The organism is Mangrovimicrobium sediminis (genome assembly GCF_004745945.1).
In the GTDB taxonomy this organism is placed as follows: domain Bacteria; phylum Pseudomonadota; class Gammaproteobacteria; order Pseudomonadales; family Halieaceae; genus Mangrovimicrobium; species Mangrovimicrobium sediminis.
Genome location: NZ_SRLE01000001.1, coordinates 243,054 through 268,709, shown reverse-complemented (window position 1 = coordinate 268,709; position 25,656 = coordinate 243,054). Strand labels below are relative to the sequence as shown.

The following is a 25,656-nucleotide window of genomic DNA, read 5'->3' as shown; positions in this document are numbered from 1 at the left end:
GAATCGAGGATGGGAGAAGAACCATGCCTGAGTATCTATCACCTGGTGTTTATGTAGAGGAAGTCAACTCCGGCGCCAAGCCGATCGAGGGTGTCAGCACCAGTACCGCAGGTATGGTCGGCGTCACCGAGCGCGGCCCGGAAAACGTGCCCGTGCTGGTGACCAGCGTCGGCGACTATCGCCGCGTGTTCGGCGGCGAGTTGCGGCTGGACGAATTCACCGACGGTGGCGGCCGGCCCCACGCCTACCTGCCGCACGCCGTGCAGGGCTTTTTCCAGAACGAGGGTCGCCGCGACTATGTGGTCCGTGTCGCGCCGCAGGATGCCAGCCTCGCCATGCGCGACCTGTTCGACCGCGGCGGCCCGGCGTCCGCAGAGCGCCGCTTGCTGCGTGCGGCGCCCCAGGACAGCGGCACTGCCATCAATGCGCCCCTGTTGTACACCCTGGGCACCACGCCGGTCAGTGCCGGCGACTGGGTGCGGGTGGGGGAGGGCAGTCGCGCGGAATACCGGCAGGTCGCCGCCGGTGGCGTGAGCAATGTGCACCGGCATGTCGCGCTCAACTTCCCGCTCGGCCAGTCCCATGCCGCGGCGGCAGTGGTCGATGAAGTCGTGCGCACCGTGGACACCACAGCCTATCTCACCGGGGATTTCCAGCTTGCCGTGCAGGCCAATGCCGGGGCGACATCGATAACCGTGACCGCCGTCGGTTCACCCGGCGATGCCACCACGCTGCTCGGGCTGCCGGGCAATGCGGTGTTTGAGATCGGCGCGCTCGGTAGCGCTGAATACGTGGTGGCGATCGCTGCCGACGCTCTGGGCGGCGGCTCGGTACGGCTGACACTGGCCACTCCGTTGGCCATGGGCTACGCCCCCGGTGATCCGGTCAACGCCATCGAACTGGTCGCCCCGGCGACTACAGCGAGCCTGGACATCGACGCCAGCGCCGGTGAGGTCCTCCTGTTCCTCGATAGCCTGTTCGGCGCTTTCGCCGCGGGCAACCTGGTGGTGATAGACAGCGGAACCGCGGCCATGGAAGTGCGGCGCATCGGCACGCTGTCCCAGTTCGACCTGGACCTGCCGGCCTATGCCGACTACGGCGCCGGCACTCGTTTCGAGCTGGTCGCCATGGGTGACCACAGCGTGCTCACCGTCGCGGCGCCGCCCCTGCCTGCGCCGCAAACGAGCAACCTGCAGTTCTACGTGGACAGCGTCGAGGGTCTGGCCGCCGGCATGCCGGTGACGGTCGGTGTCGATACCGGGTTTATCCAGAGCGTGGATGACGTCACCCTGCTGGTGGTCATGCAGGCCACACTACCGTCCGGTGCACCGGCGCCAGGCACCGTGGTAACTCCCGCGGCGAAAGCACTGACCGGCGTCGCCAACGCGGGCCGCGTGGTGCTGTCGCTGGACAACCGCCTCGGCCTGGCCGCGGGCGACGTGCTGCGTATCGGCACTGGTGCGGATGCCGAGTATGCGACCATCGCCTCGATCAGCGGCGCCCGGGGCGCTGCACCGGACAGCGGCAACCTGGTACTCAGCGCGCCATTGGCACAGGAATTCGCCGTGGGCACGCTGGTGCAGCGACAGGCGACGCCGGTGGTAAACACCGCCCGCCAGCCCGCACTGGTCGTGCTGTCCGGAGAGACCGGGGAGGGCACGTTCTTCGTCAACGATGGCGCCACCTATGCCGCAGGCGAGGTGTTGCGCGCCAGCGCTGCGGGCGGTGGCAGCTTCTACCACGAACTGGCTGACGCCAACCCCGTGGCGCCGGCACCGGCGGGCCTGTCCGATATCCAGGAACTCACCCTCGAGCCGGCCGACCCACTGGACTTCAGTCATGAGGCGGGGTCTGCGCTGGTCGAACGCGAAGCGGTGATCGAGGTCTTCGCACTCGACCGCGGCGCCTGGGGCAACCGCCTGCAGGTGTCGGTGGAGGACCCGGAAACCAGTCTGGTGCAGGCCCAACTCACCGCAGCGAACGGACTCAACCCGGTGATCTCACTCAGCAACTACACCAATGTCGAGGCCGGCACCGTACTCGAGTTCCTGCACCCGGGCACGCAGGAGCTTATCGGCGCGGCGGCCAAAGTTGTTGCGGTGGATCGCGCCGCGGGGGAGGTCGAACTGGCCGCCATCCCCCATGCCGACGTGATCACGGCCCACAACGTTCTTCCGGATAACCTGCTGGTGCGTTCGCGGGAATTCCTGCTCAGCGTCTACCTGCTGCAGCGCCCCGACCCCGCCGTACCCTCGCGCAACAGTACCGTGATCGACAGTGAGCGCTTCCTGGTTTGCATGGATCCGCGCAACAGCCGCTACATTCACCGGGTCATCGGCACCACCTGGGTTGCGGGCAACCCCCAGGACGACGACGGCATCGACTTGCGCCTGTGGGACCGTCGCTCCGAGGGTGAGTCGCGCTACATCCGCGTGCGCGATGTCGCCGCGGGCAATACGGCGGTGGAGGAGAGCATCCGCCTCGGTCCCGAGGTGTTGACCGACGAACTCGACAGCGGCCAGCTGCGCGCCGCCCGCCTGCCCCTGGCCGGTGGCGTCGACGGGCTGGACAGCATCATCGGCGAAGCCCAGGGGGATGCCATGTACCTGGGCGTGAACAGTGACGAGCCGCGCCTGCGCAGCGGTATCCACGCGCTGGGCAATGTGCCCGAGGTGTCTATCGTCGCAGTGCCGGGCCAGACCTCGGTGGGTGTGCAGCAGGCGGTCATCAACCACTGCGAAAACGAGCGCTACCGTTTCGCCGTGCTCGATGCGCGTGCGCCGGACCGCGACACGCTGGTCGATGTGCAGGCCCAGCGGCAGGCGTTCGACACCAAGTATGCGGCGCTCTACCACCCCTGGCTGACGATACCCGAGCCACTGCCGGCCAACCTCGCCTCGATCCGGCAGATGCCGATACCGCCCAGCGGCCACATGATGGGTATCTACGCGCGCGTCGATAACACCCGCGGCGTGCACAAGGCGCCGGCCAACGAGGTGGTGCGCGGTATCACCGGCCTGACCCGCAGCCTGAACCAGCGCGAACAGGACATCCTCAACCCGTTCCCGCGCAACATCAACGTGGTGCGCGATTTCCGCGAGTCCAATCGTGGCCTGCGGGTGTGGGGCGCGCGCTGCATCACCAGCGACAGCGATTACAAGTACGTCAACGTGCGCCGCCTGATGATTTTCCTGGAGCATTCGCTGTACCGCGGCCTGCAGTGGGTGGTGTTCGAACCCAACGAGGAACCGCTGTGGGCGCGGGTGCGCCGCGCCATCACCAACTTCCTCACCGTGGTATGGCGCAATGGCGCGCTGGAAGGCGCCACGGTGGAACAGGCCTTCTTCGTGCGCTGTGACCGCACCACCATGACCCAGACGGATCTCGACAACGGCAGGCTCATCTGCGAGATCGGCGTCGCCCCGGTCAAGCCTGCGGAATTCGTCATCGTGCGCATCGGGCTGTGGACGGCCAGTGCCGACTGACCCGCTTTAACGACTGAGCAATGCTGGAGGAACTGACCCATGCCCATGCAGACTGACCAACGCTTCGACCCCTATCGCGCGTTCAATTTCGTTGTCGATATCGACAACATCGCCGTCGCCAGTTTCAGCGAGGTGGCCGGACTCACCGCCGAGGGCGATCCGGTGGAGTATCGCGAGGGTGCCGACGCGGAAAACCACGTGCGCAAGCTGCCCGGCCTGCGCAAGTACACCAACCTCACCTTCAAGCGCGGCTATACCCGTGACGACACCCTGTGGCGCTGGTACACCAATATCGCCAACGGCCAGAACGACCGCCGCTCGATCACCATCACCCTGCTCGACGAGGCCCATGCGCCGGTGATGCGCTGGTACGCCTTCGGCGCCTTCATCAACAAGATCGAGGGTCCCAGCTTCAACGCCACCGGTAACGAGGTGGCGATCGAGAACATGGAAGTGGTCCACGAGAAACTCACCCTCGAGCTGGCAGGCTGAGGCAGAGAGCGTTCGCAATGACCCAGTACCTGCGACCTGGCGCCTACACCGAGCGAGTCGACAACGCCGGCCCGCGGCGCCTGCTCTTGCGCAGCGATATCCCCGCGTTTGTGGGGATTGCGGAGCAGGGCCCGCTGGATACGCCGGTACCGGTCGAATCATTTCGCCAGTTCCAGGCCTGTTTCGGCGGGTTTACCGGCGCCGGCTACCTCGCCTATAGCGTCCGCGCATTTTTCGACAACGGGGGCAGGCGCTGCCGCGTGGTGCGTGTCGCCAGCCGTGATTTCAGCGAGGACAATGAGGTCGGCGCCGCCGCGGCGATGGCCAGCGTGGTAGACGCGGGGAGCAACCCGGGCTGGACAATCAGCGCCTTCAGCGAGGGCAGCTGGGGCGATGAACTGCAGGTGGCCCTGCTCGAGGAGGGCCTCGCACAGGCGTCGGTGGATGCCGGCGGCCTGCAGTCGCGCTTCGCCGCGGTCTCGGCGACCGCGGGTTTTGCGCGCGGCAGCCTTGTGCGCATCAGCCAGGAGGACAGTCTCGGCGGCTTGCGCGATTTCCTGCGCGTGGTGAGCCATGTCGACGAGGTGCAGCGGCGGCTCTACTGGGTGCACCCGGAGCCCGGCCAGGGCCTGCCCTACGACGCGCCGCTGCAGGGCTATGACCTGCAGCGTCCAGCGCGCGTCGTCGATATCGCCTATCGCGTCGACGTGTATCGCCAGGAGCGCCTGCTGGCGATGTATTCCGGGCTCAGCCTTATTCCCGAACATCCGAAGTACGCACCGCAAGTGCTCTCACCCTACCGCCTGGACCCGGCCGACGACGCGCCGCCGCGGGCGCCGGCGCCGATCGTGATCGAGGCCCATGCCGCCGGCGGTGTGATGCCGCAGCCCCTTCGGGTGGTACCGCTGGAGCGCATTCCCCTGGCCGGCGGCAGGGATGGACTGGCGGCGCTGTCGCACCGGGATTTCATCGGCGAGGCGTACGCGGTGGGGGATTCCGACGAAGCGCGCCGCCAGCGCGAGCGCGGCCTCGCCAGTCTCGAACGCGTGGCGGAGATCACCCTGGTCTGTGTGCCGGACATCGTGATTCGCCCCGAGCCGGACCCGGTCTACCTGCCGGAGCCGACCCCGCCGCGGGACCCCTGCCAACCCTGTCCGCCGCATGAGCCAGTGCGGCAGTTCGTGGCGCCGACGCGCGAGCGGGAACTGCCGCCGGTGTTTACCGACGAGCAGGTATTCCAGGTGCAGGCGGCGATGGTCGCCCAGTGCGAGTCGCGCGGCGACCGCTTCGCAGTGCTCGATTCGCCCTACCACATTGCCGAGAACGCCTCCGCCGGCATCGCCGAGATACGCGCCTGGCGCAATCGCTTCGACTCCAGTTACGCCGCGCTTTACTACCCGTGGGTGAAAGTGCTCGATCCGCGCGGCCAGGGGGAAGTGCGCGCGGTGCCGCCCAGCGGACACGTGCTCGGCCAGTACGCCCTGTTCGACAACGAGACCGGCGTGCACCGCGCCCCCGCCAATCGCCCGCTGCACTGGCTGCAGGACCTGTCCCTGCACAGCACCTATGGCCAGCAGGAGTTGCTCAACCCGCTGGCGGTAAACCTGCTGCGCAGCGAGGGCCCGCGCGGGATACGCGTGATGGGCGCACGCACCCTGTCCAGCGATCCCGACTGGCGCTACGTGAATGTGCGCCGCCTGATGATCATGCTGCGCCGCACGCTGGACATCATTTCCCAGTGGGTGGTGTTCGAGCCCAATCACGCGCTCACCCGCAACAAGTTCCAGGTGGCGATCAGTAGTTATCTCTCCGCCCTGTGGACGCGCGGCGCGCTGGCCGGCGCCACGCAACAGGCGGCGTTCTTCGTCAAGTGCGACGAGGAGAACAACCCGGCAGCGCAGCGCGACAACGGCTGGCTGCTGGCGCAGATCGGGGTCGCGCCGAGCAAGCCCTTCGAGTTTGTGGTGGTGCGTGTCGGCCTGCAGGAAAACGAAATGACAGTGAGCGAGGTGACCGCCGATGGCGCTGGACAACCGTGACGACCCGCCGGCGGCGTTCAATTTCGCCGTCAGCCTGATGGACTCCGCCTCGTCGACCGGGGCGGCGATCACCACCATCGCCATCAACACGCTGACCGACAACATCGACGCCGGCTTCAACGAGTGTTCCGGACTGGAGATGATCCTCGACGTACACGAGTACGAGGAGGGCGGCAACAACGGCACGGTGCTCAAGTTTCCCACGCGCATGAAGTGGGGAAAGCTGGTGATGAAGAAGGGAATTATCAAGAACACCGACCTGTGGGACTGGGTGTACGGCTTCTGCGAGGGCGAGGTGGTGCGCAAGGACGGGCTGATAACCCTGCTCGGCGAGAAAGGCCTGGCCCACACCGTGTGGAAGTTCAAGCGCGGCCTGCCGGTGAAATACACCGGGCCGCAGCTCAACGCGCAACAAAATGCCATCGCGTTCGAGAGCATCGAGATTGAACACGAGGGACTGGAACTCATGACCGGCGCCAGCGGGCTGGCGTCGGCCATCAGCAGCGCCGCCGAGGGGATCGGCAGCCTGTTCGACTGAGGGAGTGACGCATGCAAGTGGTGATAGAGGAAGTAGTCAGTCGTATTCGCGCCGTCGAGGGCGGTTCCGGCCTGTCTGCGCAGACCCTGCAAAGTATCGTCAGCGCGGTGCTGTCCGCGGTGGACGACAAGCAGCGCGCGCGCGAGAACCAGGACGAGGAGCACTCGCTGCGCAACTACCAGCAGCGCAACCAGCCGTGGAATCGCTAGCATGAGCACCGCGAAAGCGCCCGCCGTGATCATCGCCGACTGGGGCCAGGGCGGGCAGGAAACCTACGAGGTCCAGTACAACCCCAAGGAGTTCTCGCTGGAGAAGTCCCTGCAGCACGGCGAGATTAACATCCCGGGTCTGGACGCACCGTTGCAGCAGTTCGTCCGCGGCCAGGCCGAGAAGTTGAGTGTCGAACTGTTCTTCGACACCACCGAAAACGGCACCGGCAAGGACGCGACCTCGGTCACCGATCACACCGACCGCATCTACAAGCTGGCCAAGGTGGAGAACAGCAGCCACGCGCCAGCGGTGGTGACCTTTTGCTGGAACAGTAAGTTTCCCGGCTCGAGCCTGTCCTACGGCGAGCAGGGCGGCGGCGCCAGCGGCAACCAGACACGCAACAGCTTTGTCGGCGTGGTGGAAAGCGTACGCCAGCAGTTCACCCTGTTCAGCGCCGAGGGCGTACCGCTGCGGGCCACGGTCAACCTGGTGCTCAAGGAATTCCGCACCCTCGACGAACAACTCAAGCAGATGCGGCTGAACTCGCCGGATCGCACTCACAGTCACCCGGTCAGCGACGGCGAGACACTGGCGACCATCGCCGCGCGCTACTACGGCCGCGGTGGTCGCTGGCGGCATATCGCCGACGCCAACAGTGTTGCCGACCCGCGCCGCCTGGGCGCCGGCCGCACGCTGACCGTGCCGGCGATCAAGTAGGAGCGCGGGCATGCCGGAAGAAAGTGCCGAGGCCGACCGCATCACCCTGGACTCTCTCTCCGAGTCCCTGCGCGGCTTCTACGTGCCGCAGTTCGAGATGCTCGTGGAGGGCGCCGGGCTGCCGGACGACGTGATGCGCGACGTGATCGAACTGACCTACAAGGACGACCTGGACAACATGGACAGCTTCCAGATCACCGTGAGTAACTGGGACGAGGTGGCGCGCGACTACAAGTACATCGGCTCGGAGGACGTCGCCGGCATGGGTGCCGGGGCCAATGGCCCGAGGTCTGCGGGCAGCGCGCAGAGCGATCGCTACGAGTTGTTCGAGCCCTGCAGCAAGCAGGTCAAGGTGCGCATGGGCTACCTCGGCGACCTGAAAACCATGATGACCGGTTTCTTCACCACCATGGAACCCTCGTTCTCACCCGGCGCGCCGGCGACGCTCAATGTGCGCGGCATCAATGTACTGCAGCGCCTGCGCACCAAGAAGTACAACGATTTCTTCGAGGGCATGCGACCCAGTGAAATTGCCCGCCTGGTCGGTGAGCGTCGCGATGAGGACCTCAACGCGCTGCGCCTGCCTATCGAGATCGTGATCGACGAGGACGTGCTGGGCAATGAACGCCCGATCGCCCAGATCGCCCAGCGCAACGAGTACAGCATCGATTTCCTGTGGAAGCTGGCACGGCGCGAGGGCTACGTGATCACCATGCTCGAGTCCGGGGAACCGGACGGCGACCCGCGTATCCGCTTCGCGCCCTCCGAACGCGGCCAGTCGCTGGGCGACGCCGTGTACGACCTCAAGCTGCGCCAGTCACTGATCGATTTCAGACCGCGCATTACCACCGCCAACCAGTTCAAGTCGGTCACCGTGAACAGCTGGAACCGCAGCACCCAGGAGCGCATCACCGAGACCGTGAGCTTCGAAGACGAGGAGATGCAGGAACTCAACGCGGACCTGCGCTACATGCTGTGCATGTGTGATGCGCGCGAGGAACTGGTGGTCGACGAGCCGCAGTGGGACGAGAACCAGGCGAAGGAGCGGGCGCGGGCGCTGCTGCTGGACCAGCAAAAGCAGATGGTGAAAGCCAGCGGGACCACCCTGGGGCTGCCGCTGCTGCGTGCCGGCACCCGTGTGCGCATCTCGGAAGTGGGCGCACGGCTCACCGGCGACTATTTCGTTACCAGCACCGAGCACGTGTTCAACGACAGTGGTTACATCACCAAATTCGAGGCGCGTCGCGAGACCGTGCCCGCCGACGGGGAGACCCGGCCATGCAGAACCTGATCCACGGTGTGGTGGTGGGCCGCGTGGTCAACAACGAGGACCCGGAGGCCCAGGCGCGTGTCGAGGTGGAGTTCACCTCGCTCGGCGACGGTTCGCCGACCCGCTGGTGCAGCGTGGCGTCGGTGGCGGCGGGCGGCGATCGCGGTGTGTTCTTCATGCCCGAGATCGGCGACGAGGTGCTGGTGGCCTTCGACCACGGCGATTTCGACCACGGCTTCATCATCGGCTACCCCTGGAACCCGGTGCAGATGCCGCCCTCGGCCCATGCCGGCGAGCGCATGATCCGCTCGCGCGAGGGGCACACCATCCGCTTCGTCGACTCGCACGAAAATGGCGGCAACTACGGTGCCCTGATCATCGAGGACGCGCACGGCAACGTGATCACCATGACCAACGGCGTGATGACCATCAGCGCGGTTGGCGTACTGAATATCGATGCGCCCCTGGTGAACATCATGGGACGACCGGTAAACCCCCTGGGAGGCGCGATCTAGTGGCGGTAACACAGTCGGAAAAAGGTTTTGATATCGAGATCCCGCTGCCCGAGGAGCTGCAGAAATTCCTCGCCGCGCCGGTGTGTGCGGATATCTCCCTGCCCGAGCCCGGCAACGTCAAGATCGAACTGCCCAGTGGCGGCACCATCAAGGGCATCGGTGATATCACCCAGGGTATTCCCACCAATTGCTCGCTGAATTTCTCCCTGATGCTCCAGCTCGGGCCGATCCTGGCCAACCTGGAGTGCTTCATCCGTGTGCTCAAGTTGATCAAGCCGCTGATCGACGTGATCGACGGACTGCCGTTCCCGCCGGCGAAAGCGCTGTTCGATTTTGCCGAGGCCGCCAAGGAAGTCGCCGAGTGCATCGTCAAGCTGACCACGCCGCTGGGCATGATTCCGTTTGTGCGCGACATCCTGTGCCTGATCATCCGCATTCTCAGCTGCATGCTGGACCAGATGAACAGCCTGCTCGCGCTGATGGAGAAGCTCACCATCAGCTTCGACGCGGCGGATGGCAATGCCACCCAGCAGGCGCTGCTGGAATGCGCCATGGAAAACGCCCAGCGCTCGGCCACCGCCCAGCTGCAGGCGGTCGAGCCGGTCATGGTCATCCTGGAAATCGCCGGGCCGATATTCGAGATCGCGCAGGTCGGGCCGGTGGAGATTCCCACCTTCGAGGGTGTCGAGGGTGTCGAGCAGATGCGCGGCTTCGTCACCACCATGGAGCAGTTCGTCGACACCCTGGAACTGCTTGCGGAAGGCCTCGGGGGGTGCGGCTGATGAGCGCTTCACGCGAATTTCTCGGTGTCGGCTGGAAGTTTCCGCTGCAGGTGAACAGCCGCGGGGCCATCGCCTCCTCGCGCCGCGAGCAGAGTATCGAGGAGGCGGTGTACATGATCCTGAGCACTGCCCGCGGCGAGCGCGTCATGCTGCCCGACTTCGGCTGCGGGATTCACGAGATCGTGTTCGCGCCCAACAACCCCGCCGTGGTCACCCGGGTGGTGGACGCGGTGCGCCGCGCGCTGGTGACCTGGGAGCCGCGCATCGATGTGCTCACCGTGGATGCACAGACCAGCGAGGCCGAGGCCAACCTGCTGATCATCCGCGTGAACTACCGGGTGCGCGCGAACAACACGATCGAGAACCTGGTGTATCCGTTTTACATCACGGAGGGGAGGTAGTCGTGCCGCTACAGGACTACATGCCAGTCATAGACGATCGCTCCTACGAGAGTATCGTGCGCGAGGTGCGCTCGCGCATCCCGCGCTACACCCCGGAGTGGACCGACCTCAACGAGTCCGACCCGGGCATGATCATCATGGAGCTGTTCGCCTGGCTCACCGAGATGCAGCTGTACCGCCTGGCCCAGGTGCCCGAACTGCATTACCTGAAGTTCCTCGAGCTGGTGGGCATTGAACTGGAGCCGGCGCGCCCGGCCACCGCGCAGCTGACCCTGGCGGTGAGCGCCGGGCACAGCCAGCGCGCAGTCATCGTGCCCGCCAAGACCCAGTTCAGCGCCGCGGAAGCGGACGAGCAGGGGCGTATCGTGTTCGAGACCGAGCGCGCCTTCACACTGGTGCGCGCCAATCTTGTCGACCTGCTTGCCGATGACGGATTCAACTACCGCGACCTGGGCAACGACAACCTCGACACCACAGCCACCTTTTTGCCCTTCGGTCCCGCCGCGGTGCGCGACAACAGCTTCATGCTCGGCTTCGACGAGGAACTGCCGCCGGAGACGTTGACGCTGCAGGCATGGAGCCCTATCGCCAGCGAGGAGCGCGTGGTCAGCCGCTGCTACAGCGAAGTGGAGACGATCAGCAGCACCCGGCTGGCCTTCGAGTACTGGAACGGACGCGAGTGGCGGCCGCTGACCCTGCTCAAAGACGATACCGCGGCTTTCACCCGCAGCGGCAGCCTGCAACTGCGCGGGCCGGCCAGTGGCGAGATGGTCGCGCGCGGCTTCGGCGATATCACCACGCCGCGCTTCTGGCTGCGTGCACGTATCGACGCCAGCGGCTACGAGCAGGCGCCGCGCCTGCTGGCGGTGCGCGCCAATACATTCACCGTGAGCCAGGCCCAGACCTACGAGTTCGAGGCACTGGGCGGCAGCAACGGGGAGGTCGACCAGGTGCTGCGCCTGCGCAACGCCCCGGTACTGGCCGGTTCGCTGGTACTGGAGGTGGACGAGGGGGACGACTACCAGGCCTGGCAGGAAGTGCCGGACTTCTATGGTTCCGGAGCGCGCGATGCCCACTACGTGCTCAACCGCACCACCGGGGAGGTGCGCTTCGGCAACGGCCGCAACGGCCGCGTGCCGGTGGCCAATGCCAGCAATCGCAGCAATGTTCGGGCACGTAGTTACCACGCCGGCGGCGGCAGCCGGGGCAACCTGGCGGCGCAGGCAATCAGCAAACTGCTGGATTCGGTGAAGGGCGTTGACGGCAAGGCCGTGAGCAACCTGTTTGCCTCCGCCGGCGGCAGCGACGAGCAGAGCCTGGACGACGCCATCCGCCGTGCCCCGCAGCGCCTGAAAACCCGTGACCGCGCAGTGACTGCCGAGGACTACGAGGAGCTCGCGCTGCTCTCTACCAATATCGCCAGGGCGCGAGCGCTGCCGCTGTACCACCCGGACTACCCGGGTATCGACGTACCCGGCGTGGTCAGCGTGCTGGTCGTACCCGATGTGGAAGGCGATGCGCCGGTACCCAGCGAGGGCACGGTACAGACGGTGTGCGCCTACCTCAACCAGCGTCGCCTGCTCACCTCCGAGCTCTACGTGATGGGTCCCACCTACAGCACGGTGGTGGTGCGCGCGCAACTGGTCGCCGAGGACACCGCCGACCTCGCCGCGCTCAAGAGCCTGGCGCTGGAGAGCCTGGACCTGTATTTCCACCCCCTGCACGGCGGCGAGCAGAGCGACCCGCAACTGCCGGTCGACGACCCGGAGCGCAGCGGCGGCGGCTGGCCCTTCGGTGGCGACATCTACTACTCGCTGCTCTACCGGCGGCTGTTGTTTTCCGGCGTCAAGCGCCTGGTCTCGCTGCAGATCGAACTCGACGGTGAAATCTATCCCGAGTGTTCGGACGTCCCCCTGGCTACCGGGGTGCTGCTGCGCAGCGGCGCCCATGAAATCCAGGTCGACTACGAGGTGAACAGCTGATGGGTGCTCACAGCAATGCGCCCTGGCTGCCGCTCACCAGCCGGCCGCCACACGATCCGCGCACGCTGCCGCTCAACGGGCTGGCGGGTTGGCACCTGGCGCAGCGCGATGGTATCGACATCTCGCCCTGTGGCGACCTGCGGTTGGCGCGCCAGCCCGGTGTACAGCGCGAACTCGGTGAAGCCAGCGGCGCCTTTGGCGGGCTGCAGCTGCCGCGCCACCTGGCCTACACCAGTGACTGCGGCATACTGCTGCTGGACAGCGCGAATGCACGGCTGAAGAAATTCGACCCCTGCGCGTGCCGCTTCGACAATGTGCCCTGTACAGGAGGCGTCGGTGCCGGGCCACGCCAGTTCGACGCCCCTTCGGCGATCGCCGTGTGCGGCGACAACCTGCTGGTGGCGGATACCGGCAATCACCGCCTGGTGGTGTACAGCCTGCTCGGCTTTCTGGTCCGCGGTTTCTGGGCGCCGCCGCCGGACGAGCTCGCGCAGCCCTGGTCGCCGGTGGATGTGTGCGTCAGCAGCGACCGCCGCGTGCTGGTGGCCGACCCGGCCAACGGTTGCGTGCACCAGTTCAATTTTGCCGGTCGCTGGCTGGGCGCCATCGCGGGGGTCGGCGCGGTGCAGGCGCTGGCGATAGACGTCGATAACCGCCTTTACCTGTTGATCGACCCGCTGCTGCCGGTGCAGGTCCTGCAACTCCCGGGCGGCGAAGCGCTGGGCGAGGTGCACAGTGTCGACAGCGTCTGCGCCCGGTTTGCCGCACCGTACTTCGCGGTGGATGCAGCGGGCAACGTCGATCTCGGCTGGCTCTGCGCGCGCTACAACCCGCTGGGTGAAGCGGCAGGTCAGTCGCGCTGGTTCGATGCCGCGGGCCGGCCGGTGCCCGCCGCCGAGCCGCAGACCTCCCGCTTCCTGGCGTCCGGTACCGCCTTCAGCGAGGCCCTGGACAGCCGCCTGTATCGCTGCCAGTGGGATCGTATCGCCCTGCGACTGGTCGTGCCCGAGGGCACGCGTGTGCGCGTGTCCAGCTACAGCGCGGAGACCGAACTGACGACGGCCCAACTGGTGGCCCTGGACGACGCGCAGTGGGCCACCCGGCAATGGGTGTTCCCCCCGGAGGGGCAGGACGGCGCCGCGCTGGACTGGGACTGCCTGCTGCGTTCGCTGCCGGGGCGTTTCCTGTGGTTGCGCATCGAGATGCACTCGGACACCACGACTACTCCTGTGGTGTGCAGTGCCGCGCTGGATTTTCCGCGCATCAGTCTGGCGCGCTACCTGCCGGCGGTGTTCGCCGAGGAGCCGCTCTCCGCCGACTTTACCGACCGCTTTCTGGGAATATTCGACCGCGGCTTCCGCCAGCTCGAGGCGCATATCGATGGCATGGGTGCGCTGCTCGACCCGCTCTCCGCACCGGCTGAAGCAGGGCGCAGCGATTTCCTGTCCTGGCTGGCGTCCTGGGTGGGCGTCACCCTCGACCGCCAGTTGCCGCTGGCGACGCGGCGGCGGCTGGTCAAGCAGGCGGGCCATCTCTACCAGTGCCGGGGAACGCTTGCCGGGCTACGCCATATGCTCGATCTCTACCTGGGCTTCTCCAGCCGCCAGTGTGTGCAGGCGCCCACCTGCCGACCCTGCCCGGACCAGCACAATGTAACGTGGGAACCGCCGGGGTTGTTGCTGGAGCACTTCGTGCTGCGCCGCTGGCTGTTTGTGGGTTGTGGGCGCCTGGGGGAACAGGCGCGGTTGTGGGGCCAGAAGATCGTCAACCGCAGCCAGTTGCGCGGAGACTCCGGCGACGGCAACGCGCAGCTCGAGGTGACCCAGCTCAATGCGATCCAGGACCCGTTGCGCGACCCGTTCCATGTCTACGCGCATCGGTTTTCCGTCTTCCTGCCCGCCTGGGTGGGACGCCTGCAGGGTTTCCGGCGCAGTATCGCCCGCCTGGTCGAGGCGGAAAAACCCGCGCATACGGCGGCGGACATCATCTACGTGGAACCGCGTTTTCGCATCGGCATCCAGTCGATGATCGGCTACGACTCGGTTATCGGCTGCTACCCGCGCGGTGTCACGCTGGGCACTGCCGAACTCGGCAAGGCCAGTGTACTGGGTGAACAGGACGATGCCGACAGCACACTGCGTGTCGGTGAGAAGGCGCGCATCGGCACCACGACCCGGTTGCGCTGAGCAGGCGCGGAGGAGGTGGCAGTGAATTCAAGTATCGAACCAGGGGGTTGTCATCATGGCTACCAGTAAGCGACCCGATTGTCACAGCTGCGAGGCCGAGAGCTTCAGCCGCAACAACTACTTCACCGGCAAGCTGATGGTGGAGCGCGACTTCACCGACGAGCAGCGCTACTTCATGGAGAAGATCCGCCTGCACCACCAGCGCCTGCACGGCAGCGGTGTGGTCTGCGGCCTGCGCGTCGCGGCGCAGGCGGAGCCCTGCGACGAACGCTACGTGACCCTGCTGCCCGGCAGTGCGGTGGATTGTTGCGGCAAGGATATCCTGGTCGCGCACGAGGAGGTCATCGACCTGTACGCGTTCCCCGCTATGCAGGACCTGCTCGCCGGTCTCGAACAGGCGGGCGACGACCCGGATGCACCGGAGAATGCACCGCATACATTGCAGCTGTGTATCCGCTACCGCGAGTGTCCCGGCGAGGATATCCCGGTGCTTTACGACGAGTGCGGCTGTGATGATACCCGCTGCGCCCCGAACCGTATTCTCGAGTCCTACGAGATCGACCTGGTGATCGACCCGCCGGAGCAGGCGAACCCCCTGCACCAGCCGGAGCTGGCATGGAACGCCACGGTGAACATCGCCCACGCCGCGCAGGTGCTGCTGCACGAGGCCAGCAACCGTTTGTACGTGCTGACCGCGGACAACAACGCCGTGCTGTACCAGGTGAGCACGGACAACTTTGCCATCGAGGCTTCGTTTGCGCTCGAGCGCGAAGGTCTCGCTATCGCGGCCAGCGTCGCCGGCGATGAAGTCTACGCGGTGGTGGCCAGCGACGGCGGTATCGCGGCGGGGGACGCCGAGCTTTGGGTGTTCGACGCCAGCGGCGGCAACCTCGCCACCGGCCCCCAGCGCCAGGCCACCATCGCCGCCTCGGACAACTCCGCGGCCTCGGCGCTGACTCTGGCCGATGGCCGGCTCGCGGTGCTCTTTCACGCCGGTGGCCGGCTGCGCCTGTGGGATGCCGGCCTCGCTGCACCGATGGACCCGGCGAATACGCTGGATCACGGGTTGGACCTGCACGGCCTGGCCGCGGGTACCGCCTTGCAGTACATCTACAGCACACAGCCAGATGGTAGCGACGTACTGCGCTTCGATGTCGACGCGACGGACTTCGCACCGCTGGCGATCAACGCAGTCTCCGACGCTACCGTGGAACGCAGCAGCGGGGTCAGCGTGGTGGTCTCCAGCGCACCGGATGAACTGCTGTCGCTGGACAGCGTGAACAGTGTCCTGCGGCTGGTCGACCCCGCGGGTGGTGGAGCGGTGATTGGCTCCGTGGGACTGGCGCACCCACCCGTGGCGGCGGTCAGCAGCGAGGGCGGCCACTGGGCCTATGTGCTGGTGGACGACGCGGGGCAGGGTTATGTGCAGAGCGTGAACCTGCATCGCCTGCGCGAGGGCAACCCCGTGGCAGCGGGCAACCCGGTCGCGGTGGGCGATCTGTCCACCGCGCTGGCCCTGACCGCCGCGGGCGACCGCCTGTTCGTGCCCTACATCGCCGATGCCGAGGTCGATAACGCCGGCGGCGTAGCCGTGCTGGATATCAGTGAGGTGAATTGCCGCGACCTGCTGTGGCCAGACGAGTGCCCGGATTGCGCCAGCGCCGACTGCCTGGTGCTGGCTACTATCGAGAACTACCGGCCCGGCTATCGCGTGCTGGACCTGCCTGCGCCGCCCCCCGACCCGCTGGAGGACCTCGCCGCGGGTATTGCGCGCATCGACAATAACCTCGGCCGCCAACGGCTGCCCAGCACCCAGGCCATCGTCGCTGCGCTGGAGTGCCTGCTGGACAACTGTTGCGGCGGTACCGGTGGCGGTGAGCAGGGGCCTCCCGGGCAACCCGGCGCACCGGGGACACCGGGGACACCGGGGACACCGGGCGCACCGGGCGATCCCGGTACCCCCGGCGAAGACGGTCGCAGCATTACCGAGGTCGAGGTGACCATGATTCCCTGCGGCCAGCCGCCCTCGGGCACCGTGGTGGAAATCGGCGAGGAAGACCTGCGCCTGGAACTGGAACTGCCGGGCAACTGCAACCCGAACCTCGCCCACCTGTGCAACATCAGTTGGTTCCACGACGCCGTGTACCGCGGCGAGCAGCTGGAATCCATGCTGGTGTTCGAGAACGACATTCCGTTCTTTCGCTTTGCCATCCGCTTCGACGCGCCGGTACGCGCGGACGATCTCAACCCGAATACGATCCGCGTGTGTTTTACCGAACTGCAGAGTGTTATCTACGAGCAGCACTGGCTGTTCACCCGCATCTATCCCGGTGTCTTCAGCGGTTTCGAATGCGAGTTGCAGGGCTTCTCGCGCGACCAGCGCATCGATGTGGATTTCGTCAACGGCGCCGAGATCCTGGTGCCCGTGGACTGGGTGGGTCAGCTGCGTACCGGTTTCAACCTGCGCATTTCCGTGCACGGGGATTTCATCCGCGACCGGGAAAACCGCGGCGCCGACCTCAACCACCTGCCGCAGTGGCTGACCAATGCCGACCCCACCCAGCCCACCGCCCAGCGCACCGGCGACGGCGTGCCGGGCGGCGAGTTCATCAGCTGGTTCAGCTATGCCCGGGAGCAGCTGCCCGGACTTCCTGTCGGCGAACTGCCGGGGATGGTGGTGGTCAATCGCGCCTACTTCACCGACTACGAGGGCCAGCGCGCCGAGAGCCAGGCGCGGGCGCTGGCCATGCTCAGCAGTCCGCGGGTAGCGGTGAATACGGCCAGCCGCGATGAATTGATCGCCCTCAACGGCATCGGTCCGGAACTGGCCGACGCCATCATCAATGCGCGCAACGCGGCGCCGCTGAACAGCGAGGCCGACCTGCTGAATATTCCCGGTATCGGCTCCAGCCTGATGGCGAGGCTGCGCAATCACATTTCCTTTGACCAGGGAGAGTAGTCATGGCCACCACCACTGAATCCACCCAGTGCCGCCCCCCGGCCAGGAATCCCGCCTGCTGCCCGGACTGCGGCGCCCTGGAGTGCCTGTGCCGGCCGCGATTCTTCGCCGGGCAGCTGCTCAGCGAGCAGGACCTCAACCGGCTCGACCAGTACATTCGCAACAAGCATCGCCTGCATACCCGCAACCTGCACGGCTGGGGCGTGGTCAACGGGCTGCTGGTGGTCTGCGACCCCTGTGGCGACGTGAAAGTCACCCAGGGCTACGCGGTCGACCCCTGCGGCGATGACATCGTCGTCTGCGAGGAGACCAGCGTCGGCCTGTGCGACCTGATCCGCAAGTGCAAGCAGGCCGACCCGCAGCCGGAGTGCCAGCCCTTCCGCGAGCCCCGCGGCAACAACTGCGACGACCTTGTCGAAGAATGGGTGCTGACCGTGAGCTACCAGGAGTGGGCCAGTCGCGGTGTGACCGCGCTGCGCGGCAACAGCTGCGGGGCGCCGGGTGCAGGGGGGGCTGGCAACGCCTGTGGCTGCGGTGGCGATTGCGGCTGCGCAGGTGGCACTCCTGCGAATGGCAAGAGCAGCGCCGGATGCGGTTGTGGTACAACTGCAACACCCACTGCAGGGACCACGACCTACCGCGGTGCTCCGCCCGAGTGCGAGCCCACGGTGACCTGCGAGGGCTACCGCTTCGGCGTCTACCGCAAGCCGGAGAATGAGGACCCGCGCGACGATGACGACCAGTTGGTGCCGCTGCAGGGCGCCTTCTGGGAGGCGTTTAACTGTTGCGCGCAGCCGCTCATCGATGCGGTGCCGCCCATGCCGCAACTCGATCCCGATGGCAACCTCGATACCCAGGCCGCCCAGCTCACCCAGTGGTGCTGCCGCTTCCGGGACAATCTGCTCAAGTACTTCCAGACACACCGCAACGTGCGCTGCGAGATCATCGATTACCTGCTGGCGGTGACCTGCCCCAGCGCCAGCAACCTCGAGAACTATGAACAGCTGTTCCTCAACGCCTACCTGCAGTTGATCAGCGCCTGGGCGGAGGGCGTCAGGAACTGCCTGTGCCTGGCGCTGCTGCCGCCGCCCCCGCCATCGACCTGCGACACCCGCGTGCCGCTGGCTTCGATACGGGTGCGCGCCCGCGACTGCAAGGTGCTCAGTATCTGCAACTGGACCACCGAGCGACAGATGATGGTCACCTGGCCGGCGATGGCTCACTGGGTGGGCATCCTGCCGATCATGGATTTCATCCGCGACCTGCTCGACGAGATGTGTTGCAACTCCCTGCTCGGCCTGTTCGACGACATTATCGACGATGTGCCGGGCACGGTTCCCGGCACCGCGACCCAACCCCAGGGAGTGCCGTCGAATGTCGCCGGCATGACCACCTCACCGCTGGGTTCGGTGACGCCGGCCTACAGCGCCAGCGTCATGCAGGCGGCCTCCGGGCGGGTGGCATCGCGTTTCGCGCCGCAGGCTGGCCTGCAGGTGCAGAACTTTTCCCGACTGCTGGGCGACATGCAGGCGCGCGGCTCGCAGCCGCTGCAACTCGGCGCGGTGCTCAACGCGGTATCGCCGCGCTTTCGCCTGCCGGACAACGGCCAGCCCCTTTCCGAGGTAGAGGCGCGCAACCTGCCGCTGCTGATCGTCGGTGAAGTCGCGGTGAAGCCGTTTCTCGACACGGTGCTCGGCAGTGGCAAGGCCGAACACCGCATGGACGAGTTTCGCCGCGAGCTGTCAGGCGAGGCGCCGCAGGCGGGCACGAGTGCGGTCGAGAAAGAACTCAGGGACCTGCGCCTGAAAGTCGAGCTGCAAGACGCCCAGCTCAAGACCCTGCTGAAAAACCTGAATCTCTAGGGCGCCGGAGGAGAGCATGGCCAGTATCGCCGCAGAACGACCCAGTTTCTTCGCGCTGCAATACCTGAGCGCGGTGGATCTCAACGCCATTGTCGATTACCTGCGCACCACCGCGGCGCGGCAGAACCTCGGCCAGCACAGCTGGGGCATCGCCGTGGGTCTCGACCTGGTGTCGCAGCCGGTTACCGATACCACCGTCGAGTACTACGTGCAGCCCGGCGTGGCGGTGGACGGCTACGGCCGGATTATCGTGGTCAGCAACCCGACGCGGATCGAGGCCGGCCAGTTCGTCGGCGTGGGTTCAGGCAATGTCGATGTCTGGATCCGTTACGACGAGACCGACCTGTCGGCCACGCGCCCCGGATTCAATGCCTGCTCGGCCCAGGACAGCTACGCCCGCGCGGGCGAGAGCTTCGCCATCGAAGTCGGCGGCAAGACCAGTATCCTCGACCGGCAGAGCGGGATTACCGTCAACGATCAGTTGCTGGTCGACGCTCGTGAAGCCCTGATCAGCGTCGATCCGGACGCGCAGCTGTTGTGCGATGGTGCAGTGCCGCACCAGCAGCTGCCGGTGGACGACGCCACGGCGCGCTGGCTGGTACCCCTGGGGCATGTGCACTGGTCCGCCGCGGACAATGCCTTCCTGCCGCTGGTCGATCCCGCCGCGCAGCAGGCGCTGGACAGCGGCGCGGGTACCCAGACGCCAGACCAGGTCTACGAGGCGCTGATGGCCAGCCGCGCCAAGCGCCGCCTGCTCGGCGTGGTCGCGGAATCGCTGTTCGCCGCCCAGGGGCTGATCCGCCTGCGCGAGCGCACCGACGAACCCGACCCGGCCGGCAACAACGACGCCGTGTGCCGCGCGCGCCAGGTAAAGACCAGCGACCTGCACTACTGTGACGGCCGCCTCAAACCCAAGGAACTGGTGTGGCTCGAGGGCAATGTGCGTGTCACCGGCGACGCCCGCCTGCTGGATGGCCGCCTCGAGTTTCGCGATGCCGCGGGGCGGGACTACCTGGAGCGCACCGTCGATGGCGCACTGGTGTCGCCGATCGTACCCGCGCTGATGCAACGTGCCGACAACAACCCGCGCCACGGTACCGACCTGCAGGTGTTGCTCGGCGGCAGCGAGGACGGGCGCAACCGTTTCACCATCGGCAGTATCACCTTTTCGGGCAGCGACATCTGTAACCCGGGCAGCGTGGTACAGAACGCTGTGGTGATCCAGGACAACGGGCTGGTCGGTATCGGTACCACCAACCCGGACAGCCTGCTCGAAGCACCGCTGACCATGCGCGGGCGCGCTGAGACCGTGGTCGAGAACGAGGGTACCGAGGACGAGACCAGCTACGATATCTATCGCCTGGCGAGCTTCGAGGCTGACAGCGGTGTGACCCAGTGGCAACTGGACCTGTGGGATGTCGAGGGCACCGAGCGCAAGGGACTTAACCTGACCGAGACCGGATTGGCACAGAGCCGCCTGTTCCTGGCGCCGGGCGGGGACGTGGGTATCGGCACGGTAGATCCCGCCGAGCAACTGCACGTGGTCGGCGATGCGCCCGCGGTGTTCATCGACATCAACTCACTGTCCGGTACCCCGCGCAGCCGCCTCGAGTTTGGCAGTGACGGTGTCGAGCGGGCCAATGTCCACTGGCACAAGAACAACGACAGGCTGGTGCTGCACCACGATGGCGAGGACAGCCTGGTGATCAACGGCGACCTGGTCGGCCTGGGGACGGGCGATCCGCTGACCACGCTGCACCTGTTCTCCGGCAACGACGTGACCCTGGCGGACAATGCCGGCTACCTGCTGATCGGCGATGTCAATGCCGACAACCTGGTGGTCGACGTGAACGAAATCCAGGCGCGCAACAATGGCGCTACCCAGGGCCTTCATGTTCAGGCGCACGGTGGCGAGTTCAGCATCCACCACTGGGATACCTCGCGGCGCTTTACCGTGGCCGACGATGGTGACGTGGGCATCGGCACCAGTGCGCCCCTGGCCAAGCTGGATGTACGCGGCGATGTGCGCTTTGGCAACACCGCCGAGTTGCGCGCGGTCGGCGGCGCACAGGGCCTGCGCACTGTCGCCGGGCGGGTGGCGGCCAACGGCAACGAGGAGGTCGGCACCGGTTACAGCGTGAGCAAGGGCCCGCTCGGGCAATACACGATTACCTTCTCACCGGGCTTCACAGCGCACCCCATCGTGGTGGCCAACGCCCACGGCAACCCGGATAACATTCTCTCGGTGACCGTGACCAGCAACAGCACCGCGCTGATCCAGGTGACTGACATCCGCGACCGCAACGAGGACCCTGGTTCCACGGCTGCCACCCAGGCGGAGGACCGCGCCTTCAATTTCATCGCCATGGGCGCGCGTTGAGCCATGGCGCGCGACTCCCACCTGCGCATCGGCCAGCTGCAACTGGAGTGCTTTGTCGCGCACCCGGACGGACCCGCGCAGGCGCTGCTCGAACGCCTTCAGCGCACTGCCCGGCGCGGGCTGCCGGATGCACTGTCCCAGGCGCTGGAGCCGCTCGCGGATGCCGGGGAGGGGCTGGTATTCATCCGCCGGCTGGAACTGGAAATGGATATCGATAGCGCACTGGAGGATGCAGAGATCGCGCGCGTGTGGGCCAGGCGCCTGCAGTTATCGCTATTGCGCAAGCTCGGACGCAGCAGCGAAGCCCAGGTCGTGAGTTTCCCCAATCGCGCCGAGTACCTGGCCCAGGCCCTGCGCCAGATACTGTGTGATGGCCTGGGTGACCTTTGGTACTTGCGCGAGTTCGACGGGCTGCGGCCGCTGCCGCGGGGCGCGGCCCTGCGCACGGCATTGTGTGCCGAAGATCCCGCTTGCGCCGCGCGTGCCCTGGCGCTTCTTGATTCCGCGCAGCGGCTGGCTGTGTGCGCCTCGCTAGCCGAGGCGGATGCACTGCGGGTGGTGGATGCGGTGTACCTGCGCAGTGCTCCTCACGCGCCACTTTCCGCGCAGGACAGTGCCGCACTCGCTGCGCTCGCCACGCAGCCACTGGCGGCCTTGCGCCAGCTACCCGGCGACGCGCAGCGCAGCCTGTGGTTGGCTATCGCGCTGTGCGGTGCACAGCCGCGCCCGGGCATAGCCCGGTTGCTGCCAGTCATTGCATGTCTGGCTGGCATGCGCGATGCCGACGGCCAGATCGCCGAGGCGCTGCGCGATGCCAGCGTCAGCGCGCTGCGGCAGGTGCTCGAACCACAGCAACTGGCTGCCCTGTTACCGGTTTTGCAGGCCGGGGGTGCGACGCGGGAGGTTCTCGCCCGGCTGCCCGCGGCGGCGTCCGGTGTCGAGCCTGCAAGGCGCGGCGTGGAGGCCAGCGTGCGCAGTACCCGCTTTGGCAGCGCCTTCCTGCTGTTTCCGCATGTCCTGCAGTTACCCGAAGCCATCTGGCGCAACTGGCCGGCGCCGGCGCAACAGGAGCGCGCGGCGCTGCTGCACTGGCTGGTGTTGTGCTGCTGCATGGGCGGAGAGTACTTCCTCGCCGCAGCGGACGACCCCCTGTTGCGCGATATGTGCGGTGTCGGGCCAGCGGTCACTGCGGGCGAGGCGCTGGCCTGGCTGGACGCAGCCCCGGGCGCCAGCGGCGCCGCCCCGGTGTTCGCGATGCTGGCCGCACAGTGCGGTGAGCCCGTGCCGGAGGATGTGACATCCGCGCAGGCCGATGCCGACTTCGATTTCCTCTGGCCACGTACGCGGCTCGCGGTACCGGCACTGGCCGGCGTCCTGCTGCCCGCGCTCGCCAGTCATTGCCTGCGCGCCTTCGCGCGGCGCCTGCCGGGTTTTGGCAGCAGTTCCCTGGCGTACATCTCGAGCAATTTTCTCGGCATGTCAGCCAGTCTGGTGGTGCGCGATGGCGAACTCCAGGCGCACCTGACGCGGGCCCCCATGAGCGTGATCCTCAACATGGCGGGGATCAACCGCGGCTGCGTGGACATTACGGCGCTCTCGCCGCGGCCGATTCGCCTGGTGGAGGTGACGTAGTGGGCAGGCACCGATGAGAAGCTGGGCCCCGCCTGCCTACCGTCTCGCGCTGCAGCGCCTGGACCTGTTGCTGCACCGCGAGATCCTGCGCCTGCGCGCCAGCTACCAGTTGTCGCTCGACGAGTTTCGCGGCCTGTACATCTCCGATCGCCAGGTCGACGAGCTGATAGGCAGCGTCGAGCACGGAGCTGGCCTGGATGTCGATCACCTGAGCGCCGAGGCGGATCGTCTGGGCGCAGTGATGCACGGTGAACTGGTCCGCGACCCCTGCTGGGCGCGCCTGTGTGAAAGCCTTGAACTCAGCGCCTTCGAGCGCGATGTCCTGTTGCTGGCCTTCGCCACCGAACTGCACAGCAAATACCCGGTGATCTACGCCTACCTGAACAACGATGTGAGCCGCAAGCATCCCACGGTGGAGCTGGCGCTCAACCTGTTCGCCGACGTCGGGGGCAATGATTGTCGTCGCAGCTTTGCCCCAGCTGCCACGCTGTTTGCCCGCGGCTTGCTGGTGCCACTGGATGAGCGCGCGGGCGGTGCGGGCCTGACGTCCGGATTTGCGCTGTCCGGTGCACTGCAGCGTTTCCTGCTGGGCCTGGTCGGCGACGCGTCGCCCACGGCAGCCGCCAGCCCTGAGCCGGTGGCGTACCGCGACTGGACACAGTGGCCGGTTGGCGAACAAGTCCGCGAGCAGTTTCGGGGGTTCGGGGAGATCCTGGGCCAGGCGGCACGTCCGCCGTTGCTGGTAGTTGAAGCCGCCGCCGAGAGCTGTGCCGAGGCCCTGTGTGCCAATGCGTTGGCCGGCACCGGGAAGGCGGCACAACGCGTGGACCTCGCGGCACTGGCGCGCGACGAGGCACAGGCACAGGAGCAGGTAGTTGCACTGCAGCTCACGGCGACACTGGCAGGGCAGGGGTTGCTGTTGTGCGCAACGGAACTGCACGAGAGTGAGGTGAATACCGCGTTATTGCGCCGCCTGTTGCAAACCCTGCGCAACTCCGCGGCACCGGTGTTCCTGCTGGTAGCTCCGGGCAGCCGCTGGTGGGCCTGGGTGCGCGGTATGCCCCATATCGCCTGCGAGTTGCCGCCGGGTAGCGTTGTCGAACGCACCGGCATGTGGCAATACCATCTGGCACGAGCCGGTCTGCGTGCCGATGAGACAGCGGTGTCCGCGGCCGCCGACTACTTCCAGCTGGAGTTCGAGCAGGTACGTGCGGCGGTCGACGACCTTGCCCTGCGGCCCGAGAACGCTGGCGAGAGTGCGCTGGAGCAGCCGCAGCTGTTCGCCGCCGCGCGTCGCCAGTCGCACGGCGACATGGGCGCACTGGCGGAACGCGTGCAGCGCAATTTCGATTTCGCGGACCTGGTCTTACCCGGCGCGATTGTACAGCGGGTGCATGAGATGGTGCAGGCAATCCGCGCCCGGCGCCGGGTGTTCGACGAGTGGGGATTGCAGCACAAGAGCGGCGGTGCCAGTGGCCTGGTCGCGCTGTTTTCCGGTGCCAGCGGTACCGGCAAGACCATGTCTGCGAGCGTCATCGCCAACGCGATCGGTCTCGACCTGTTCCGTGTGGAACTGTCGGGTATCGTCTCCAAGTACATCGGCGAGACCGAGAAGAACCTCGACCGCATTTTCGCCGCCGCGCGGCGCGCCAACTGCATCCTGTTCTTCGACGAGGCGGATGCCCTGTTCGGCAAGCGATCGGAGGTCAAGGACGCCCACGACCGCTACGCAAATATCGAGGTCGCCTACCTGCTGCAGAAAATCGAAAATCACGACGGTATCGTCATTCTCACCACCAACCTGGCCAAAAGCATTGACTCGGCGTTCACCCGCCGGATGCAGTTCATTGTCGAATTCCCGCGCCCGGACACCGCCCTGCGCGAACAGCTGTGGCGCAGCATGTGCGGCGAGTCGCTGCCGCTGGCGGCGGATGTGGATTTCAATTTCCTCGCGCGCCAGTTCGAGAACACCGGCGGCGAGATCCGCAATATGGTCCTGGATGCCGCCTTGATGGCCGCCGCGAACGACGCTGCAGAAATCGACATGGCCCTGCTGGTGCGCTCGGCGGCGCGGCAGATGATGAAGCAGGGCAGGGTGCCCTCGGCGGTGGAGTTCAAACACTACTTCAGTCTTGTCGATACGCGCAGTGCGTGAGCCAGCCATGCCAAATCGGACTCGAGAGACGGGCAGAGAGCGGGAATCAGG

General features: G+C 66.5%; 17 protein-coding genes. All 17 read left to right on the top strand.

Annotated features, from left to right (window positions below; translation table 11 throughout):
• Window positions 1–23 precede the first annotated feature (23 nt).
• Genes E4634_RS01150 through E4634_RS01070 form a run of 17 tightly spaced genes read left to right on the top strand, consistent with a single transcriptional unit; the run spans window position 24 to window position 25,605 of the window.
• On the top strand, window positions 24–3,485 hold the full coding sequence (locus tag E4634_RS01150; protein WP_135440761.1) for a phage tail sheath C-terminal domain-containing protein: 3,462 nt from the start codon (window positions 24–26) through the stop codon (window positions 3,483–3,485).
• Between the two features lie 39 nt (window positions 3,486–3,524).
• A complete protein-coding gene (locus tag E4634_RS01145; RefSeq protein WP_206046750.1) occupies window positions 3,525–3,977 on the top strand; it encodes a phage tail protein in 453 nt (150 codons plus the stop codon).
• Window positions 3,978–3,994: 17 nt separating this feature from the next.
• On the top strand, window positions 3,995–6,016 hold the full coding sequence (locus E4634_RS01140; RefSeq protein ID WP_135440760.1) for a phage tail sheath family protein: 2,022 nt from the start codon (window positions 3,995–3,997) through the stop codon (window positions 6,014–6,016).
• Entirely contained in the window at window positions 5,997–6,554 is a 558-nt protein-coding gene (locus E4634_RS01135) for a phage tail protein (RefSeq protein ID WP_135440759.1), read from the top strand. The genes E4634_RS01140 and E4634_RS01135 overlap by 20 nt, the downstream gene beginning before the upstream one ends.
• Window positions 6,555–6,565: 11 nt before the next feature.
• Window positions 6,566–6,763 (top strand): hypothetical protein, encoded by a 198-nt coding sequence (locus E4634_RS01130; RefSeq protein ID WP_135440758.1) that lies wholly within the window; start codon window positions 6,566–6,568, stop codon window positions 6,761–6,763.
• A gap of 1 nt (window position 6,764) precedes the next feature.
• Window positions 6,765–7,481: a CIS tube protein gene (locus tag E4634_RS01125; protein ID WP_135440757.1), complete on the top strand. Its 717-nt coding sequence runs from the start codon at window positions 6,765–6,767 to the stop codon at window positions 7,479–7,481.
• A 10-nt stretch (window positions 7,482–7,491) separates the two neighbouring features.
• Window positions 7,492–8,772: a phage late control D family protein gene (locus tag E4634_RS01120; protein ID WP_135440756.1), complete on the top strand. Its 1,281-nt coding sequence runs from the start codon at window positions 7,492–7,494 to the stop codon at window positions 8,770–8,772.
• Window positions 8,760–9,266 carry a phage baseplate assembly protein V gene (locus tag E4634_RS01115; RefSeq protein WP_135440755.1) on the top strand — a complete coding sequence of 169 codons (507 nt, stop codon included), beginning with the start codon at window positions 8,760–8,762 and terminating at the stop codon, window positions 9,264–9,266. The genes E4634_RS01120 and E4634_RS01115 overlap by 13 nt, the downstream gene beginning before the upstream one ends.
• Window positions 9,266–10,048 carry a hypothetical protein gene (locus E4634_RS01110; protein WP_135440754.1) on the top strand — a complete coding sequence of 261 codons (783 nt, stop codon included), beginning with the start codon at window positions 9,266–9,268 and terminating at the stop codon, window positions 10,046–10,048. Before E4634_RS01115 ends, E4634_RS01110 begins: the two co-directional genes overlap by 1 nt.
• Window positions 10,048–10,449 (top strand): GPW/gp25 family protein, encoded by a 402-nt coding sequence (locus E4634_RS01105; protein WP_135440753.1) that lies wholly within the window; start codon window positions 10,048–10,050, stop codon window positions 10,447–10,449. Before E4634_RS01110 ends, E4634_RS01105 begins: the two co-directional genes overlap by 1 nt.
• A gap of 2 nt (window positions 10,450–10,451) precedes the next feature.
• Window positions 10,452–12,431 carry a putative baseplate assembly protein gene (locus E4634_RS01100; protein WP_135440752.1) on the top strand — a complete coding sequence of 660 codons (1,980 nt, stop codon included), beginning with the start codon at window positions 10,452–10,454 and terminating at the stop codon, window positions 12,429–12,431.
• The gene (locus E4634_RS01095; RefSeq protein WP_135440751.1) at window positions 12,431–14,617 is read left to right on the top strand and encodes a phage tail protein; all 2,187 of its coding nucleotides are present in this window, start codon (window positions 12,431–12,433) and stop codon (window positions 14,615–14,617) included. The genes E4634_RS01100 and E4634_RS01095 overlap by 1 nt, the downstream gene beginning before the upstream one ends.
• Window positions 14,618–14,672: 55 nt before the next feature.
• The gene (locus E4634_RS01090) at window positions 14,673–17,576 is read left to right on the top strand and encodes a ComEA family DNA-binding protein (protein ID WP_135440750.1); all 2,904 of its coding nucleotides are present in this window, start codon (window positions 14,673–14,675) and stop codon (window positions 17,574–17,576) included.
• 2 nt (window positions 17,577–17,578) lie between these two features.
• Entirely contained in the window at window positions 17,579–19,438 is a 1,860-nt protein-coding gene (locus E4634_RS01085; RefSeq protein WP_135440749.1) for a hypothetical protein, read from the top strand.
• Between the two features lie 16 nt (window positions 19,439–19,454).
• Window positions 19,455–21,818, top strand: coding sequence for a hypothetical protein (locus E4634_RS01080; protein WP_135440748.1), 2,364 nt, complete (start codon window positions 19,455–19,457; stop codon window positions 21,816–21,818).
• A 3-nt stretch (window positions 21,819–21,821) separates the two neighbouring features.
• Window positions 21,822–23,450, top strand: coding sequence for a hypothetical protein (locus tag E4634_RS01075; RefSeq protein ID WP_135440747.1), 1,629 nt, complete (start codon window positions 21,822–21,824; stop codon window positions 23,448–23,450).
• A gap of 13 nt (window positions 23,451–23,463) precedes the next feature.
• Complete coding sequence (locus E4634_RS01070) at window positions 23,464–25,605, top strand: ATP-binding protein (protein ID WP_135440746.1); 2,142 nt, start codon at window positions 23,464–23,466, stop codon at window positions 25,603–25,605.
• The last annotated feature ends 51 nt before the right edge of the window (window positions 25,606–25,656 follow it).

Coding starts and splice junctions, on each gene's coding strand:
- E4634_RS01150 (WP_135440761.1), top strand. CDS start 24: ATGCCTGAGTATCTATCACCTGGTGTTTATGTAGAGGAAGTCAACTCC.
- E4634_RS01145 (WP_206046750.1), top strand. CDS start 3,525: ATGCCCATGCAGACTGACCAACGCTTCGACCCCTATCGCGCGTTCAAT.
- E4634_RS01140 (WP_135440760.1), top strand. CDS start 3,995: ATGACCCAGTACCTGCGACCTGGCGCCTACACCGAGCGAGTCGACAAC.
- E4634_RS01135 (WP_135440759.1), top strand. CDS start 5,997: ATGGCGCTGGACAACCGTGACGACCCGCCGGCGGCGTTCAATTTCGCC.
- E4634_RS01130 (WP_135440758.1), top strand. CDS start 6,566: ATGCAAGTGGTGATAGAGGAAGTAGTCAGTCGTATTCGCGCCGTCGAG.
- E4634_RS01125 (WP_135440757.1), top strand. CDS start 6,765: ATGAGCACCGCGAAAGCGCCCGCCGTGATCATCGCCGACTGGGGCCAG.
- E4634_RS01120 (WP_135440756.1), top strand. CDS start 7,492: ATGCCGGAAGAAAGTGCCGAGGCCGACCGCATCACCCTGGACTCTCTC.
- E4634_RS01115 (WP_135440755.1), top strand. CDS start 8,760: ATGCAGAACCTGATCCACGGTGTGGTGGTGGGCCGCGTGGTCAACAAC.
- E4634_RS01105 (WP_135440753.1), top strand. CDS start 10,048: ATGAGCGCTTCACGCGAATTTCTCGGTGTCGGCTGGAAGTTTCCGCTG.
- E4634_RS01095 (WP_135440751.1), top strand. CDS start 12,431: ATGGGTGCTCACAGCAATGCGCCCTGGCTGCCGCTCACCAGCCGGCCG.
- E4634_RS01090 (WP_135440750.1), top strand. CDS start 14,673: ATGGCTACCAGTAAGCGACCCGATTGTCACAGCTGCGAGGCCGAGAGC.
- E4634_RS01085 (WP_135440749.1), top strand. CDS start 17,579: ATGGCCACCACCACTGAATCCACCCAGTGCCGCCCCCCGGCCAGGAAT.
- E4634_RS01080 (WP_135440748.1), top strand. CDS start 19,455: ATGGCCAGTATCGCCGCAGAACGACCCAGTTTCTTCGCGCTGCAATAC.
- E4634_RS01075 (WP_135440747.1), top strand. CDS start 21,822: ATGGCGCGCGACTCCCACCTGCGCATCGGCCAGCTGCAACTGGAGTGC.
- E4634_RS01070 (WP_135440746.1), top strand. CDS start 23,464: ATGAGAAGCTGGGCCCCGCCTGCCTACCGTCTCGCGCTGCAGCGCCTG.